The following is a 17,711-nucleotide window of genomic DNA, read 5'->3' as shown; positions in this document are numbered from 1 at the left end:
CGGCAAGTATCTGATTCCTTACCCAAATTATGGCGGAAATGGGGCAGGTGCTCCGATTGGACCACCACAGGGAAGACCGCCACCCTAAAGAAAGTTGTTTGGCCAGATCAGCGTGCGCCACATATGGGCGACAGGGCTTTTGTCAAAGCCCAACCCTTCGGAAGGTTGGTCAAATGCGCGGGCGATGACATCTGCAAAATCGTCAATGTCGAGCGTCACGTTGGGGTCGAACGCGTAGAGATCGTTGACGACGACCTGCATGGCGGTGTCGAACCATTTGTGGGACTGGCAATACGCCCATTCTTCTTTGACGTAGGCAGGCGGGTCGTATTCCTCGCCGAAAACCTCGGTGTAGAAGGCGGGGTAGTCGTAGTCATAATCGGGGTCAGCACGGAAGCGCAGGGATTGGTGGTGCTTGATGGCCCATGCGACCTCTGGCTCCACGTAGGGTTCGACCATTTGCGCGGCCCAATGGCCGTGGTCGTTACGGATCAACCCCACGACCGAGATGTCATGCAACAGGCAGGCCAGCACGACGTTGTCAGAGCAGCCTTTGGTGCGGGCCAGATGCGCACTTTGCAACAGGTGGTTGCCGCCGACCTTGTCTTTGAGGAACCGGTGGCGGAAAAAGTCGGCAAGGGTCGGCCTTTCGGGCATCGGTTCCAGCCGTGGATCGTCGCCCATCAGCCAGCGGCCGGACGCGCGTTCCATGCCACCTGCGACGGTGGTACCGACCCGACCCACGAAGGGTTTCATCACCTGGATGTCGAGCAGTTCCGCCATGGTGTGTTCGAGAATGTCCACCTTTTCGTCGAGATCCATCTTGTCGGTGACACGGGACCGCGCGAGGTCGCGGGCCTTTTGCAGCAGGTCATCGCGGTGCATGTCAGTCCTCCCTCAGATTGGCGGCGATGCGGTCCTGAAAATCCTTGGTGGTGTTGCCGGACGGGTAGTCCGCGTCGGGGACAGGCAGGCCGAAGAAATCGCAGAGCGGCCGCCAGCCTGCGCCAACCGGCAGCACCAGCAGGTGGTCGTTGGGGATGGTGGCTTTGACGGTTTCGATATGGGCTTCGAACACCGCCTTGGCATGGGCAGGGTCGTCCAGCTTGCCACCGAATTGCTTGGTGAGCATGAGATCGACAAATTCCGCGATATCATTGCGATGCGGCGGATGGTGGCGGCCCTTGAGGGCCACGAATGGCAGGATGGTTTGCTGCATGGAGGCGTACCAGCCGTCAAAGCCACGCGTGGTCAGGATGACTTTGGCGTTTGGCGCCCAGTCTGCAAGTTCGCGCCAGTAATAGGCCCCCGGCCAGTCAAGCTGGGATGTGAAGCCTTCGAGCGCGGTGTCGAAGTCGGGGGTGGCGCCGGATTGTATGGCGGTGAGCCAGGGTGGGACCAGCGCCGCGTCGGCGCGCAGTTCAACCATGTGGTGGCACGGGCCCAAGTCGAGGATTTGCAGCGCGAGGCGCAGCGATTCTGTGCCCGTGCGGCCCATGCCCGCGCCGATAACCTCAAGTGTCATGCAAATCCCCCTGTTGCTGCGCATATCTCAACGCAGCGGCCCCGCATTGGCAAGCCCGCTTAGCGGGCAGGCGGGGAGGGGGACGTCAAACTAGGTATAGCTGCCCTAAATCCGGGCGAAGCGTTGCGCGATGCGGGGGAGCAGACCACGGAACTTCAGCGGCGCGTCAGTGGCGGAGAGGCAGATGCAGTCCTCTCCGGCCTCGGCGATGGGCGTGTGGTGATCTGCCTCGGTCGCGATTTCGATGTCGCCCCGGGCAAAGCGGTCGTGTTCATCCTTGAAGGCACCTTTCAGCACCAGTGTGAGTTCGGTGCCGTTGTGACCGTGATCCGGCATCGCGGCCCCCGCGGGGATCCGCAACAGCCGGACAGAGGCGGTCTTGGAGGTTTTCAGAATGGCCTGCTTCACACCCATGCCCACGGGGCGCCATTTGACGGCATCCAGGTCGCCTCCGACGTAATCCTGCAGGGCTGAGGGAAATACGCCAGTCGACGCCGGGGTGACTTGGATTTCGCTGTTTGTTGCCGCGATTTTGGCAAAGATCGCTTCCATATCGGCGCTCACTTCAACCTCGTCGGCATCTTCAAGGAGCGCGCCGCCGACGGCCTCGAACGCGCCGAGGCGCGCGCGGCATTCGTCGCACAGCGTGATGTGGGTGGCGACAACCAGATTGAACGCCTCGGCCAAAGTACCGGCGGCATAGGCCATCAACAGCTCGTCAGTCAGGTGGTGTTTTACATCTGTCATAACATGTTCACTTCATTGCGTGGCGCAAGCGTTCCAGCGCCAGTCTAATTCGGGATTTGATCGTGCCGAGCGGCAGACCAGTGTTCGCGGCAATCTCGCTGTGGGTGAGATCGCCAAAATAGGCTTGCTGGATCAGCGTGCGTTGCTTCTCCGGCAGGGTTGCGAGCGCGTCGCGAAGTTGCGCGCTTTCTTGTTGCAGTCCCAAAGCGTCGGCCTGTTCGGGCTCGGGTTCAGGCCCCCATGTCAATTCGTCCGGCTCCGGCCGGCGTTCTTTGCGGATCAGGTCGATCCGGCGGTTCCGTGCGATGGTGAAAATCCAAGTGGACACCGAGGCCCGGGAGGGGTCGAACATATGCGCCTTGCGCCACAGCGTGACCATCACGTCCTGCGTGCATTCTTCCGCCATTGTCATGTTCGAACCGGATTTCATCAAAAACGCCTTCACCCTAGGTCCAAAATGACTGAACAGCTCGCCAAACGCCTCCCGGTCCTGGGAGGCGCGGATACGGGCCATGCAGTCGATCCATCGTGTCTCTTCGGTCATGTTGGCCGATACATATCTACGTTTCGCCTTCGTCTTCTTCTCCACCGACGCAGCATATCCTGCCGCCGGGGGCAAGGTGTCGGGGCGCTCTATCGTGTCAACTTCGCTCAACATGAAACTATTACGGGCCGAACACGTGTCTGGATCACAATTTCCTTTTAATCCACCTGAGGGCTATGACCGTATGACTTATAACAAAATAATCCGTGCTGGAGACCTGAATGCCCTTTGAAAATGCCCCCGTAATGCCGAAGCGAATTGCAGTGATAGGTGGCGGGATATCTGGGATGGGCGCGGCGGACCTGTTGTCGCGCGATCACCAGGTCACCCTGTTCGAGGCCGAGAAGCGTTTGGGCGGGCACGCGCGCACAGTGTTGGCGGGCAAGCGGGGCGACCAGCCGGTGGATACCGGGTTCATCGTGTACAACGAGGTGAACTACCCACATCTGACCCGGCTGTTTGCCGATCTGGATGTGCCGACGGTTAACAGCAACATGAGCTTTGGCGCGTCGATTGCCGGGGGCCGTTTGGAATACGGGCTGGCCAGCGTGGACGCGATTTTTGCGCAGCGCAAAAACGTGGTGGACCCCCGATTCCTGCGCATGCTGAGCGATATTAACCGGTTCAACACCAAAGCTGGTGCGCTGTCGGAGACGTCCGACGTCAGCGTCGGTGAGTTTCTGAGTATTCTGGGCACCGGGCGTTGGTTTCGGGAGCATTATTTGCTGCCGTTTACCGGCGCGATCTGGTCCACTCCGCTGGAGCGGATGTTGGAGTTCCCCGCGCAGGCGCTTGTGCGCTTCATGAAGAACCACGGGCTGATGGGGTATAACGACCAGCATCAGTGGCGAACGGTTCAGGGTGGCTCGGTGCAGTATGTTGACCGGCTAAAGGCGCAGATGGCCTCAGCTGGGGTTGATATCCGTCTGGGCGCGCCGATGGCATCAGTCTCGCGCGATGTGCTGGGCGTACAGGTGACGCCAGAGGGTGGTGTGGCTGAGCAGTTCGATGAGGTTGTGTTTGCCTGCCATTCCGATCAGGCGCTGAATATGCTGGCGGATGCGTCTGAGCATGAAAAAGCGACGCTGGGTGCGGTGCGTTACCAGCCAAATCTGGCTGTGCTGCATGCGGACGCGTCGATGATGCCGAAGCGGCGCAAAGTGTGGTCGAGCTGGAGCTATTGCGAGGCGGCGACCGGTGCGCAGGACCAGATTGACCTGACATATTGGATGAACTCGCTACAGGACATTCCGGCGGATGATGAGATGTTCATCACGTTGAATTCCAACCGCCCGATCAAGGAAGAGCTGATCTATGACACCAAGATGTTCATGCATCCGGTGTTCGATATTGCCGCTTTGGACGCGCAGCAGAAAATTGCGGCGATGAACGGTACCAACGGCACGTGGTTCTGCGGCGCATGGATGAAGAATGGCTTCCACGAGGACGGGCTGGCAAGCGCGGTAGACGTGGCTGACGCGATGACCGCGTTCAACACGGGCGCGGTTGCGGCTTGAGCCAGATCCACCATATCGCGGGAACCACGTTCCACGGGCGGAAGGGCAGCGTTGAGAACGCGTTCTCTTACGGCGTGGATTACGTCATGCTGGACCCTGAGGCTTCGGCCCTCGGGCCTGCGCTGTTCTCGCGCAATGGTGGGAATTTGGTGTCGCTGTGGGACCGTGACCACGGTGGCGCGCCCAAAGACGGCAGCGGCGCCGCTTGGTTCCGTGAGGTGCTGGCGGCGCATGGGCTGGCTGACGTTGTTGAGCGCGTCGCGCTGTTGGCGCAGCCGCGCGTGTTGGGCCATGTGTTTAACCCGGTGTCCTTCTGGTTGGGCTTTGATGCGAATGGCGGCTTGCGGGTCGTGGTGCCAGAGGTCAGCAACACCTATGGCGACCGGCATTCATACCTCTGCGCCCATGAGGACCAACGGATCATCGCGGCCACGGACACACTGACTGCGACCAAGATTTTCTACGTCTCGCCGTTTCAGCCGGTCGAAGGCGGCTACAAGTTCCGCTTCGACATTCGCGACGACAAGATCGGTATTTGGATCGATTACAACGCGGGTGAGAACGGGCTGTTGGCGACACTTACGGGCAAGCGGGCGCCGCTGTCTAACACATCAATCCTACGCGCCTGCCTGCGGCGGCCTTTGGGGTCCCGGCGAGTGCTTGGATTGATCCATTGGCAGGCCTTCAAACTGTGGTGGAAGGGCGCGATGTTCCGCACCCGTCCGGTGCCTCCGACCGAAGACGTTTCAAGATGAGCGCCGTGATCCAAGCACAAGCGGCCCGCTTGCCGGCGTGGTCGCTGTTCGGCGCAGTGCTGTCTGGCGCTGGGTTGCCGATCTATATTTACGCGCCGAAATTCTACGCCGACAATTTTGGGATCAACCTGACCCTGCTGGGCGCCGTGCTGTTCGGGTTGCGGCTGTTTGACGTGGTGCAAGACCCCGTTTTGGGCTGGGTCAGCGAAAGGCTGGGCAAGCTGCGCCGCTTGGCGGTTTGGTTTGCAGGACTGGTGCTGGCCGCGTCGATGTACGGGCTGTTCGCGATAGAGCCGCCGATAGGCGCGGTGTGGTGGTTCGGGCTAACAATTACCGGGCTGTTCACGGCGTTTAGCTTCATGTCGATCAACTTCTATGCGGAGGGCGTGACGAAAGCGTCCTCAATGAATGACGGGCATACGCGGCTCGCGGCGTGGCGGGAAACGGGGGCCTTGCTGGGCGTCTGTTTGGCCGCAGTTGCACCCAGCGTGTTGGAGCCGGTGGTGGACGCGCCATTTGCGATCTTTGCGGTGTCTTTCGGCCTGTTCGTGCTGGCTGCGCTGATTTGGATGACGCCGGAATGGACGGGCGGCGGGACGCAGGACCCGACGCCGATCCGCGCGATTCTGAATGACACGGTGGCCAAGCGGCTGCTGATCCTGGCGTTGGTCAACGCGACGCCTGTGGCGGTGTCGTCGACCCTGTTCCTGTTCTACGTCGAAAGCCGCCTTGATGCGCCGGGGTGGGAGGGACCTTTGCTGGTGCTCTTTTTCTTCGCTGCCGCTGCGTCGAGCCCATTTTGGGCGCGCCTGTCGGACCGTGTTGGGCCGAAGCGCGCACTGCTGAGCGCCATGGTTCTGGCCATTCTGTTTTATGCCTGTGTGCTGGCCCTTGGGGCCGGTGACGTATGGCTGTTTGCCATCATTTGCGTCCTGTCGGGCGCAACTATTGGGGCTGATCTGACCCTGCTTCCGGCGATGTTCGCCAGACGCATGGCGCAGGTCTCTCCCAACGGGGGTCAAGGGTTCGGGCTGTGGTCCCTTGTGTCGAAATTTACCCTCGCCTTCGCCGCCGCCGTGCTGTTGCCAATCTTGCAGCTGGCGGGCTTCACCTCTGGTGCGACGAACAATCCTGAAACAGCCCTGAGCACGCTGACGTACTTATACGCGTTGGTGCCGTGCATCCTGAAACTCGTAGCCATTGGCCTTCTGGCCGCCACCCCACTGGAGGACTGACTTATGGAAGCTCTCACCTATCTCCTTGTCGGCGCAGCAATTGTGCTGTCGCTGGCTTATCTGCGCCGAAGCAAGATGACGTTCATCTCGCAGCACCCTGACGATTACGTCGAACACGGCCATGTCTTGAATGTGCGTGAGCATCTGAATGGGCCGTTGATCTGTGAAGGGGTTCTATATGGGCCGCTGGGCAAGGTGACTTCGCGCTTTGTGGCGGACATGAACGTCACCTGGGAAGGCAATGTTGGCACCATGACGGAGCATTTTCGTTATGATGACGGATCGACGCAGGACCGGTGTTGGACGCTGGCGCTGGGTAATGACGGGTCGGTCAAGGCGACGGCACCAGATGTCATCGGTGAAGGGCAGGGTATGGCCAAAGGCCATGCGTTGCAGCTGCTGTACAAACTGAAGTTGCCCGACAGCGCCGGCGGTCACGTGCTGGATGCGGTTGACTGGATGTATGTTGTTGAGAACGGGTCCATCATGAACCGCAGCCAGTTCCGCAAGTTCGGCATCAAAGTTGCCGAGCTGGTGGCGACCATGCGCAAGGTAGATGTCGAGGTGAAAAAGGCCGCGTGAGGGAGTTTTCGGGCAAACGGTACTGGTTGGTCGGCGGCTCTGCCGGCCTTGGCAAGGCTCTGGCGCACAAGCTGGCGCGGGTGGGCGCAAAGGTCGTGATCTCTGCGCGCAGCGAAGATGACCTGAAAGCCGCGGTTGCCGAGATTGGCCCGAACGCGTCCTACGTAACGATGGATGTTAGTGATGCGGAGGACGTGGCGCGGGCCGTGGACGAGGTTGGCGAGATTGACGGCTACGTGCATCTGGCAGGCGTCTACTGGCCGATGGCGGCGCAGGAGTGGGACGTTGAAAAGGCGACCGCTATGGTGGACATCAACTTCACCGGCATGGTGCGCGTTCTGGGTCATGTCGTTGCCCCGATGGTGGCGCGGGACGAAGGGCATATCGTTATCACTTCGTCGCTTACAGGGTTCCGGGGGCTGCCGGGGTCGATTGGCTATACTGCATCTAAAGCCGCCGCGATGAGCCTTGCGGAATGTATGGAATGCGACCTGCGCAGCACGGGGGTGGATATGCAGGTGGCCAACCCGGGCTTCATCAAAACCCAGCTGACCGACAAGAACGAATTCAACATGCCGTTCATTATGGAACCTGACGAGGCGGCGGAAATCATGTTCCAGCACATGCAATCGGGCGGTTTCAAACGCAGCTTCCCGACTCTGTTCAGTTTGCTGTTCAGGGGCAGCCAGTTTCTGCCGGATTGGCTTTATTTTCGGGTGTTTGGCAAGTAGCACGCCGCAAATCGGCGTGTTCAAGTCGCGTGTGGAGGGCTGATTGAGCGCCTCCTCGGGTCTATACTCCGCGCAAGGGAGACCCGCATTATGTCTGACAGCATCAAATTCACTTTGGACGGTAAAGAGGTTGAGGCCGAAAAGGGCGAGACCATTTGGGAGGTCGCCAAGCGGGTCGGCACCACCATCCCGCATCTGTGTCACAAGCCTGAGAAAGGCTACCGCAGCGACGGCAACTGCCGTGCTTGCATGGTAGGCATTGAGGGCGAGCGCGTGCTTGCCGCGTCTTGCATCCGCGAGCCATCTGAGGGGATGGTTGTCTCCTCCCAAGGTGAGCGGGAAACCAACGCGCGGCGCATGGTCATGGAGATGCTGGTCACCGACCAGCCGGAGCGTGACGTGGCGCATGACAAGTCCTCTCACCTTTGGGACATGGCGGATGAACAAGGCGTGTCCTCCAGCCGCCTGCCGGAGCTTGAAGTTGAGCGTGTGCCGCTTCTGGACAATTCCCATGTCGCAATGAGCGTGAACCTGGATGCTTGTATTCAATGCGGGCTGTGCGTGCGGGCGTGCCGCGAGGTTCAGGTCAACGATGTGATCGGGATGGCCGGTCGTGGGCATGATGCCTATCCGGTGTTTGATATTGACGACCCGATGGGCGCGTCATCCTGTGTGGCCTGCGGCGAATGTGTGCAGGCTTGCCCAACGGGTGCTTTGATGCCGTCGACTGCAGTTGATGAGAACCAGCAAGGTGACCTGAAAGACTTCGACCGTGAAGTGAAATCGGTTTGTCCCTATTGCGGTGTTGGCTGCCAGCTGTCGTTCAAGATCAAGGACGACAAGATCGCTTGGGTGGATGGCATTGACGGCCCCGCGAACGAGAACCGTTTGTGCGTGAAGGGCCGCTTTGGGTTCGACTATATCGACCACAAGCACCGCCTGACGAAACCGCTGATCCGCCGCGACGACGCGCCGGCGAAGGGGCTGAATGTGGACCCCTCGGATCTGTCCACCCACTTCCGGGAAGCGACGTGGGATGAGGCACTGGACTTCGCCGCGAATGGTATGAAGGGCCGAGGCCGCGAGATTGCGGGCTTTGGTTCGGCGAAATGTTCGAACGAGGAAGCGTACCTGTTCCAGAAGCTGATCCGGCAGGCATTCAAACACAACAACGTCGATCACTGCACGCGGCTGTGCCACGCGTCTTCGGTTTCCGCGTTGTTGGAAAACGTGGGCTCCGGCGCTGTGACCGCGACGTTCAACGAGATTGAAAACGCGGACGTGGCAATTGTGATCGGGGCGAACCCGACGGAAAACCACCCCGTTGCGGCCACGTATTTCAAACAATTCACCAAGCGTGGCGGCAAGCTGATTGTTATGGACCCGCGCGGCCAAGGGCTGAAGCGCCACGCGTCGCATATGCTGCAATTTCGGCCCGGCGCGGATGTGTCGATGCTGAACGCGATCATGCATGTGATCGTGGAAGAAGAGCTGTACGACCAACAATATATCTCGGGCTTCACCGAGAACTGGGACGAGATGAAAGCGCATCTCAAGGGGTTCTCGCCCGACAAAATGTCGAAGATTTGCGGCATTGAGCCTGACGTGCTGCGCGACGTGGCGCGGGTTTGGGCCGGTGCCAAGGCTGGCATGATTTTCTGGGGTATGGGCGTGTCGCAACACATCCACGGCACGGATAACTCCCGCTGCCTAATCTCGCTGGCGCTGATGTGTGGCCATGTCGGTCGTCCGGGCGCGGGGCTGCATCCGCTGCGTGGGCAGAACAACGTGCAAGGTGCGTCTGATGCAGGGCTGATCCCCATGTTCCTGCCGGACTATCAGAGTGTGACTGATGACGGCGTGCGGACGGCGTTTAATGAGGTTTGGGGGTCTGACGACTTCTCCAACGAAAAAGGCCTGACGGTGGTTGAGATCATGGATGCGATCCATGCAGGCGAGATCAAAGGCATGTATGTGCTGGGCGAAAACCCTGCCATGTCCGACCCTGATGTGGACCACGCCCGCGACGCTTTGGCGAAGCTGGATCATTTGGTGGTGCAAGACATCTTCCTGACGGAAACCGCGAACTATGCGGACGTGATCCTGCCTGCATCGGCATGGGCGGAGAAGACCGGCACCGTGACGAATACCAACCGTCAGGTGCAAATGGGTCGCCCTGCGGTGCAGCCTCCGGGTGAGGCCAAGGAGGACTGGTGGATTGAGACCGAACTGGCGAAACGGCTGGGTCTGGGCTGGGACTACACCCACCCCAAACAGGTCTTCGCCGAGATGAAGATGAACATGGGGTCGCTGGACAACATCACATGGGAACGTCTGGAAGGGGAGGCCGTGACCTATCCGTCGCTCAGCCCCGAAGACCCCGGCCAGCCGATTGTATTTGGCGACGGTTTCCCGCGCCCTGAAGGCCGTGCGCGGTTTACCCCGGCTAACGTGATTGCGCCGGATGAAAGCCCTGACGCGGACTACCCGTTCATTTTGATCACCGGTCGGCAGCTGGAGCATTGGCATACGGGTTCCATGACCCGTCGTGCGACGGTGCTGGACGGGCTGGAGCCCGAGGCGAACTGTTCGCTGCACCCTAAGACCTTGCGCAAGCTGGGCGTTGAGCCAGGTGGTATGATCCAGCTGACCACGCGTCGCGGCTCGGTCACTGTCATGGCCCGCGCTGACCGCGCGGTGTCGGAAGACAACGTGTTCCTGCCATTTGCCTATGTGGAAGCGGCGGCGAACATCCTGACAAACTCCGCGTTGGACCCTTACGGGAAAATTCCCGAGTTCAAGTTCTCGGCCGTGCGGGTTGAAAAACCGGCGGAAGCAGTTGCGGCGGAGTAGTCGCTTAGTAGCTGCCGAATGCGCCGCGTATCAGTGGCAATACGATAGCTGAAACGGCGCCAACGGCGGCGCCGACGCCCAGACGTACATATAACGTGCCGAGTTGCGGCGCGAAGATGCTAAGACAGCCGCAAACGACCGCGTAAAACCCGAGTGCAATGATATCCATCTGGATTTGATAGCATAAAGGGTGGGGCGCGCCTACTGCCCGCTAGATTTGCCAATCCACCTCACCCACAAAGATATACCCTGCACCGTAAATGGTGCGGATCAGCTTGGGCGATTTGGCGTCGTCTTTCAGCTTCTGGCGAAGGCGGGACACCCGGACATCCAACGCGCGAACGGACTCAATTTGGATGTCAGGTGATCTTAGAATTTCATCGCGCGACAACAGCCGGTTCGGCATTGCGAGGAACAGCTTCAGAAGCGAGGCCTCGGCAAGTGACAATGGGACCGACTTGCCACCTGCTTTTGGGAGCAACTCAAATAGATCAAACCGAATAGTCCAAGATCCGAATTGGGCGGATTGCGTCTGCAAAGGGCGATCCAGCTGGGCGTCCTGCCGCGTCGCAGATATGTCGGTCGATAGGATGTAGGCGCCGGTGACCGTGTTGTTCGAACTTGTATCAGGCGTGAAAGCGGAGCGGATGACACGGCCGTCTTCGGGCAAGGTGAATTCGACGACCTTAGCATTTCCCCCGAGCGCGGCGTGCAACGCTGGCGCAATTTCCTGGTAGATCTCGGGTCCAAGTATGTCCTGTGCCTTGTGGCCAATAATATCTTCGGCTCCGTTCGCGGCCGACAGGGGCAGGCGCTGGTTGGTGTAGGTGTACCGCTCTTCTCTGTCGAGGCGCGCGATGTGGGCAGGCGTGGTTTCAGCCGCCAGCCGGACCCGGGCCTCGGTCGCCTCGAGATGTTGTTGAGTTTCATGCAGCCTGCTGATCGTTGCTTCCAGCGCCCGGTTCGTCTTGGCCAACTCTTCAGACCGGTCGAGCAGCTTGTCGGACAGCTCGTCCGATCTGGCGCGCATCATGTCTTCCTGGCGCTTGATGTCAGTGATGTCGGTGTACACCGTGACCCATCCACCCTGGCGCAATGGGCCGCCTTCGACGGAAATCCATCTGCCATTTGACCGTCTGCGCTCGATATAGTGCTGCTCAAAGGTGAGGGCTTTCTGGACGAGCTCTTGGACAAAAGATGGGATGTCGTCAATTTTTCCGTATTCGCCGGTCTCCGCCAAATATGTGATTGTGTCGGAAAACGCCGCGCCAGGTTCGCAGAGGTTTGGTGACAATCCGAACATCGCACGGAACCTCTGATTGGCAAAAACCAGTTTCAAATCATTGCTGTAGATCGAAAGCGCCTGCTGAATGAGATTCAGTCCGGACCTCAGCAGAACCGACGTGTCCTGTGACCTGTGGCGAATATCGGGCAGCTGCATCACACACTCCAGAGCTGTAACATTTGGGTACATTTATGACAATATTACGAAAGATTTGACAGGTCTAGAGGTTGCCGCGAGTTTGATGTGCGGGAATCACGTATCCCGCAAAATCAGCCGGAATTGGCTACCAGGGAGGACATTACGTGACAGCCGAAATGGCCACTACATCGGGGACGAAAACAGTCCCTGCCTTGCTTGCAAAGAACGTCGCACAGCATGGCGGGCAACCCGCATACCGTGAGAAAGAATTCGGGATCTGGCAAAGCTGGACCTGGGCGGAAACCGCGAAAGAAATCGAGGCGCTTGCGCTTGGGTTGATGACGCTGGGTATCAATGAAGGCGACCATGTCGCTATCATCGGTCGAAACCGGCCGTACCTCTACTGGTCGATGGTCGCCGCACAAATGTGTGGCGCAGTGCCGGTGCCGTTGTACCAAGACGCCGTTGCCGACGAGATCGCCTATGTTTTGGACCATTGCGGTGCGCGGTTCGTCATCGCGCAGGATCAGGAACAGGTCGACAAGGTGGTCGATGTTCAGGATCAGCTTCCGGGCTTGGATCATACCGTCTACCTGGACCCGCGGGGCTTGCGGAAATACGATCACGAAAAGCTGACGCGTTTCCAGACATTGCAGGAAAACGGCCTCGCCGCGAAAGAGACCCATGCGCCCGAGCTGGCTGCCAGGGCCAAGCGGCAGGACTACGACACGACATGTGTGATGCTTTACACCTCCGGGACGACTGGCCGGCCGAAAGGTGTCGTGCTGTCAAACCGGAATGTGATTGAGACGTCGAAGAACTCGTCTGAATTTGATCACCTGCGTCCGGGCGACGAAATTCTGGCTTATTTGCCAATGGCGTGGGTCGGTGATTTCATCTTCTCCATCGGGCAGGCTTATTGGACAGGGTTCTGTGTCAACTGTCCCGAAAGCCCTGACACGATGCATAGCGATCTGCGCGAGATCGGGCCGACATACTATTTTGCTCCGCCGCGTGTGTTCGAAACGCAGCTGACCAATGTGATGATCCGCATGGAAGACGCCGGAAAATTCAAGCAATGGCTGTTCCACCACTTTATGGCCCATGCCAAGAAGGTCGGACCGGACATGCTGGATGGCAAGGCGGTCGGGTTCGCCGATCGGCTGAAATACAAGCTGGGCGAATTTTTGGTCTACGGGCCGTTGAAGAACACTTTGGGTTTCTCTCGCGTCCGCGTGGGCTACACCGCCGGTGAGGCCATTGGCCCTGAGATCTTTGATTTCTACCGGTCTCTGGGGATCAACCTGAAGCAGCTTTACGGCCAGACCGAGGCGTGCGTGTTTATCACGCAGCAGCCCGACGGGGAGGTGCGCTCCGACACGGTGGGCGTTGCGTCGCCAGGTGTGGAGCTGAAAATCGCAGAGAGTGGCGAAGTGTTTTACCGCTCTCCTGGCGTGTTCGTGAAGTATTTCAAGAATGCGGAAAGTACGGCCGACACCAAGGATGCCGAAGGCTGGGTTGCGACTGGGGATGCCGGCTTCATCGAAGAAAAGAGCGGCCACCTGCGGATCATCGACCGGGCAAAGGACGTTGGCAAAATGGCCGACGGGGCATTGTTTGCGCCGAAATATGTCGAAAACAAGCTGAAGTTCTTCCCTAATATTCTGGAGACCGTGGTCTTTGGGAATGGCCGGGACAAATGTGCAGCCTTCATCAACATCGACCTGACGGCTGTTGGGAACTGGGCGGAGCGCAACAACATTGCCTATTCCTCCTATCAGGAACTTGCAGGTCACCCGCAGGTGTTGGCGACCATTCAGGGCCATGTCGAAGAGGTGAATGCCTCCGTTGCGGAAGATCCGATGTTGGCGGGCTGCCAAATTCACCGGTTCCTCGTGCTGCACAAGCAGCTGGATGCGGATGACGGCGAGTTGACGCGGACGTTGAAAGTGCGCCGACGGATCATCGAAGAGAAATTCGCCGACTTGATTGCTGCGCTTTACGATGGGTCCGACACTGTCTCAACCGAGACAGAAGTCACCTATGAGGACGGCCGCAAAGGGGCGATCAAAGCAACTTTGGAGTTGCGGGACGCCAAGGTGTTTTCGCCTGTGAAGATGGCGGCAGAATGATGGATCGACGCTCGGTTTCACCTTCGCCCCGCCCACCATCCCGTGAGGTCTGGATATGAATGATATGAGTGGTGGAAATTACGTGACGGCGGATGGTCGCCAGATCGGTAATACCTTGATGGAGATGAAGAATATCACGCTTCGGTTCGGAGGCGTGGTCGCGATCAAGGATATCTCCTTCGATATCCATGAAGGCGAAATACGTGCCATTATCGGGCCAAATGGCGCCGGTAAATCGTCGATGCTGAACGTGATCTCTGGCTTCTATCACCCGCAAGAGGGTGAGGTCTGGTTTCGCGGGTCGAGGCGGCCGTCGATGAAGCCTTATCAGGTTGCGGCGCAGGGGATTGCGCGGACGTTTCAGAATATTGCGCTGTTTAACGGGATGTCGGTGCTTGACAACGTGATGACGGGGCGGCTGACGCATATGAAGACGGGGCTGTTTGCCCAATCTTTCTGGAAAGGCAAAGCCGAACAGGAAGAAGTTGAGAATCGGGAGGTCGTCGAAAAGATCATCGACTTCCTCGAAATTCAGGCGATCCGCAAAACGCCTGTGGGGCGTTTGCCTTATGGTCTCAAGAAGCGGGTGGAGCTGGCGCGCGCGTTGGCGGCCGAGCCTAAGTTGTTGTTATTAGACGAACCTATGGCCGGCATGAACGTCGAGGAGAAGGAGGACATGTCCCGCTTCATCCTTGATGTGAATGACGAATTCGGCACCACTATCGCGCTGATCGAACATGACATGGGCGTGGTGATGGACCTCAGCGACCGGGTGGTCGTGATGGATTACGGCAAGAAAATTGGTGACGGCACCCCGGATGAGGTGCGCAACAACCAAGAGGTGATCGACGCCTATCTGGGGGTCAGCCATGACTAAAATCGGCGTACACAACGCGTACACACCCTGTACACAGGTTGTACCGACAGTTTGTGCCGCCATGATGCTGGCCGGACTGCTGACGACGGGTGCCCATGCGAGCGCGTGGGACGAATTTGAAACCCGCTGTCTGGTTCCGATGGAAAATATCACACCGTTCATCACGGAAGGTCTGTCTGAGGGCACGCCGACCTCGCTTGGGGATGTCGCGTGGATGCCGGATATGGAGGGGATGCAATACGCGATCCCCGACCAGCCATTGGTGATGGTGGTGGCCAGCAACTCGGTCACCTGCATGATGATCCAGACCGAGGCGTCCGGGGGCGATGCGTTTGCCCCGGCTGAGGCCTGGGCAGAGAAGAGCCGGGCCAGCGGACGGTACGAAGATTTGGCCGCCATCCGGATGGGTGTGCGCAACATCAATATGGGCAGCACCGAGTGGCGCGAGCCGCGCATCGACATGTTCGGTGACGCCCGCGAGGACGGCACGCTGCCGATTTTCTATGTGATGGAGACGGACCTTGAATCGTAACCATCGCCTGCCAAAACAACGAGGAATTGCAATGTTGAGACATCGGGGGTGCGCGTAATGCCGGACCAACTACTATTTGCGATGGAAGTGACCCTGAACGGGTTGATGGCGGGTGTGCTTTACGCGCTGGTGGCGCTGGGGTTCGTTCTGATCTTCAAGGCGTCGGGGATATTCAACTACGCCCAAGGCGTGATGGCGCTGTTCGCGGCGCTGACGCTGGTGGGGATCATGGAGGGGCAAATTCCGTTTGCCCATTTGATCAACGCGATATTCGGCACAGATTTGCACCATTTTGGCTGGCATGTTCCGGCGGTGGTGGCGATTTTCCTAACGGTGATCGTGATGGCGGTGTTTGCGTGGCTGGTGCAGCGCTACATCTTCCGACATCTGGTCAACCAGGAGCCTATCCTGCTGTTTATGGCGACCATCGGTCTGGCCTTCGTGCTGGAAGGCGTGGGCGACATCATGTGGGGGTCCGACATCAAGAAGCTGGATGTGGGCCTGCCGCAAGGTATCAACGACTGGATCGACCAAACGACCTTTGAGGCCTTTGGCTACGGGTTCTTTATCGACAACCTTGATATCTCGGCCACGATTGTGGCGATCATTCTGGTGGCGGGGCTGATCATGTTCTCGCAATATACCAAGCAGGGCCGCGCCCTGCGGGCGGTGGCGGATGACCACCAGGCGGCTTTGAGTGTCGGCATTTCGTTGAACTTCATCTGGATCCTGGTGTGGACCATCGCAGGCTTCGTGGCCCTTGTTGCGGGGATCATGTGGGGGGCCAAATCGGGCGTCCAGTTCTCGCTGTCGCTGATCGCGCTGAAGGCGCTGCCGGTGCTGATGCTGGGCGGCTTTACCTCGATCCCCGGCGCGATTGTCGGCGGGCTGATCATCGGGGTCGGCGAGAAGCTGTTTGAATTTTTGATCGGGCCCATGGTGGGCGGCGCGACGGAGAACTGGTTCGCCTATGTGCTGGCGCTGCTGTTCCTGGTGTTCCGACCGCAGGGGCTGTTTGGGGAGAAGATCATTGAGCGTGTTTGATCCGTTGCGTGTGCGTGACTGCGTGTCACTGCGTTCCACGACACCCACCCACCCGGCAACCTTCATAGGGGATTTCTGAGATGTTTTATCGTGAGGCCGGGGATTTCTCGACCACTTACCCGCAGGACAGCCAGACCTTTCCGATCAAATTTGACCGGTATCGGTACTATATCGTGCTTGCGATCGCCTTTCTGGTGGTGCCGTTTTTCATCAACGACTACTGGGCGAACGCCGTGTTCGTACCGTTTCTGATCTACGCGATTGCGGCGATTGGGCTGAACATTTTGACCGGTTATTGCGGGCAGGTCTCGCTGGGGACCGGGGCGTTCATGGCGGTAGGTGCCTATAGTTGCTACAAGCTGATGACCGCCTTCCCCGAAGTGTCGATTGTCATCCATGTGCTGCTATCGGGCGGCGTGACGGCCGCGGTTGTCACCTTGTTCGGCTTGCCATCCCTGCGGATCAAAGGGTTCTACCTGGCGGTGGCGACATTGGCCGCGCAGTTCTTCCTTGTGTGGCTGTTCAACAAGGTCGGGTGGTTTTACAACTACTCCGCCTCCGGCCAGATCTCATCGCCGGAGCGCAGCGTGTTTGGCGTCATCGTGACCGGCCCAAACACCGACGCCTGGGCGAAATACATGATCTGCCTCGTGTTCGTCACCCTTTGCGCAATTGTCGCGCGCAACCTGACCCGCGGGTCGGTTGGGCGCAAATGGATGGCCATCCGCGACATGGACATCGCCGCCGAAATCATCGGGGTGAACCCGCTGACCGCCAAACTGACCGCCTTCATGGTGTCGGGCTTCTTTGTGGGAATTTCCGGGGCGCTGTTTTTCAGCGTGTACCTTGGGGCCGCCGAAGTGGGGGAGAGCTTTGGGATCGACAAGTCGTTCCTTGTCCTGTTCATGGTGATCATCGGCGGGCTGGGCTCGATCTTCGGCTCCTTTGCGGGTGCCGCGTTCATGGTGCTGCTGCCGGTCTTGCTGAAGAACGTGCTGGTGGGCTGGTGGGGCTGGCCCACCGACCTGGCGGCGCATTTGCAATTCATCATCTCCGGCGGTTTGATCATCATGTTCCTGATCATGGAGCCGCATGGGCTGGCGCAGCTGTGGCGGCTGGCCAAAGAGAAATTACGGCTGTGGCCGTTTCCGCATTAACCAACCCGAGGCGGGGATAACCCCGCCCGTAACTCAGAAATCCAATGGGAGGATTAC

General features: G+C 59.0%; 16 protein-coding genes. 11 read left to right on the top strand and 5 right to left on the bottom strand.

What is annotated here, in order from left to right; all coding sequences use genetic code 11:
- Positions 1-84: 84 nt before the first annotated feature.
- The 4 genes from Q0899_RS12515 to Q0899_RS12500 form a co-directional block, all read right to left on the bottom strand.
- Complete coding sequence (locus Q0899_RS12515; RefSeq protein ID WP_299193167.1) at positions 85-885, bottom strand: HD domain-containing protein; 801 nt, start codon at positions 883-885, stop codon at positions 85-87.
- A gap of 1 nt (position 886) precedes the next feature.
- Entirely contained in the window at positions 887-1,525 is a 639-nt protein-coding gene (locus Q0899_RS12510) for a sulfotransferase family protein (RefSeq protein WP_299193165.1), read from the bottom strand.
- A 105-nt stretch (positions 1,526-1,630) separates the two neighbouring features.
- Entirely contained in the window at positions 1,631-2,272 is a 642-nt protein-coding gene (locus Q0899_RS12505; protein WP_298294389.1) for a ChrR family anti-sigma-E factor, read from the bottom strand.
- A gap of 7 nt (positions 2,273-2,279) precedes the next feature.
- Positions 2,280-2,816 (bottom strand): sigma-70 family RNA polymerase sigma factor, encoded by a 537-nt coding sequence (locus Q0899_RS12500; protein WP_298295919.1) that lies wholly within the window; start codon positions 2,814-2,816, stop codon positions 2,280-2,282.
- A gap of 221 nt (positions 2,817-3,037) precedes the next feature.
- On the opposite strand from Q0899_RS12500, the gene Q0899_RS12495 reads away from it, so the two are divergent.
- From Q0899_RS12495 to fdhF, 6 genes are all read left to right on the top strand, one after another.
- Entirely contained in the window at positions 3,038-4,333 is a 1,296-nt protein-coding gene (locus tag Q0899_RS12495; protein WP_299193163.1) for an FAD-dependent oxidoreductase, read from the top strand.
- Complete coding sequence (locus Q0899_RS12490) at positions 4,330-5,088, top strand: DUF1365 domain-containing protein (protein WP_298294383.1); 759 nt, start codon at positions 4,330-4,332, stop codon at positions 5,086-5,088. Before Q0899_RS12495 ends, Q0899_RS12490 begins: the two co-directional genes overlap by 4 nt.
- Positions 5,085-6,323, top strand: coding sequence for an MFS transporter (locus tag Q0899_RS12485; RefSeq protein WP_299193159.1), 1,239 nt, complete (start codon positions 5,085-5,087; stop codon positions 6,321-6,323). Before Q0899_RS12490 ends, Q0899_RS12485 begins: the two co-directional genes overlap by 4 nt.
- Positions 6,324-6,326: 3 nt before the next feature.
- A complete protein-coding gene (locus Q0899_RS12480; protein ID WP_298294377.1) occupies positions 6,327-6,905 on the top strand; it encodes a DUF3833 family protein in 579 nt (192 codons plus the stop codon).
- Positions 6,902-7,636, top strand: coding sequence for an SDR family NAD(P)-dependent oxidoreductase (locus tag Q0899_RS12475; RefSeq protein WP_298294374.1), 735 nt, complete (start codon positions 6,902-6,904; stop codon positions 7,634-7,636). The genes Q0899_RS12480 and Q0899_RS12475 overlap by 4 nt, the downstream gene beginning before the upstream one ends.
- 90 nt (positions 7,637-7,726) lie before the next feature.
- Positions 7,727-10,489 (top strand): formate dehydrogenase subunit alpha, encoded by a 2,763-nt coding sequence (gene fdhF / locus Q0899_RS12470; RefSeq protein ID WP_298294371.1) that lies wholly within the window; start codon positions 7,727-7,729, stop codon positions 10,487-10,489.
- 211 nt (positions 10,490-10,700) lie between these two features.
- Here the strand turns inward: fdhF and Q0899_RS12465 are convergent, their stop codons facing one another.
- Positions 10,701-11,930, bottom strand: coding sequence for a PAS-domain containing protein (locus tag Q0899_RS12465; protein ID WP_299193156.1), 1,230 nt, complete (start codon positions 11,928-11,930; stop codon positions 10,701-10,703).
- Positions 11,931-12,088: 158 nt separating this feature from the next.
- Here Q0899_RS12465 and Q0899_RS12460 point away from each other — a divergent pair, with 158 nt between their 5' ends.
- The 5 genes from Q0899_RS12460 (at position 12,089) to Q0899_RS12440 (ending at position 17,654) form a co-directional block, all read left to right on the top strand.
- The gene (locus Q0899_RS12460) at positions 12,089-14,044 is read left to right on the top strand and encodes an AMP-binding protein (protein ID WP_298294364.1); all 1,956 of its coding nucleotides are present in this window, start codon (positions 12,089-12,091) and stop codon (positions 14,042-14,044) included.
- 55 nt (positions 14,045-14,099) lie between these two features.
- Positions 14,100-14,921: an ABC transporter ATP-binding protein gene (locus Q0899_RS12455; protein WP_298294359.1), complete on the top strand. Its 822-nt coding sequence runs from the start codon at positions 14,100-14,102 to the stop codon at positions 14,919-14,921.
- Positions 14,914-15,453: a hypothetical protein gene (locus Q0899_RS12450; RefSeq protein WP_298360754.1), complete on the top strand. Its 540-nt coding sequence runs from the start codon at positions 14,914-14,916 to the stop codon at positions 15,451-15,453. Before Q0899_RS12455 ends, Q0899_RS12450 begins: the two co-directional genes overlap by 8 nt.
- A gap of 57 nt (positions 15,454-15,510) precedes the next feature.
- Positions 15,511-16,497 carry a branched-chain amino acid ABC transporter permease gene (locus Q0899_RS12445; RefSeq protein WP_298294351.1) on the top strand — a complete coding sequence of 329 codons (987 nt, stop codon included), beginning with the start codon at positions 15,511-15,513 and terminating at the stop codon, positions 16,495-16,497.
- An 80-nt stretch (positions 16,498-16,577) separates the two neighbouring features.
- Positions 16,578-17,654, top strand: a complete 1,077-nt coding sequence (locus tag Q0899_RS12440) for a branched-chain amino acid ABC transporter permease (RefSeq protein ID WP_298360752.1) — start codon at positions 16,578-16,580, stop codon at positions 17,652-17,654.
- Positions 17,655-17,711 lie beyond the last annotated feature (57 nt).

It is taken from the genome of uncultured Litoreibacter sp., assembly GCF_947501785.1.
Lineage (GTDB): Bacteria > Pseudomonadota > Alphaproteobacteria > Rhodobacterales > Rhodobacteraceae > Litoreibacter.
Note: the sequence above shows the minus strand (reverse complement) of the source record. Positions and strands in the feature narration are given on the sequence as shown.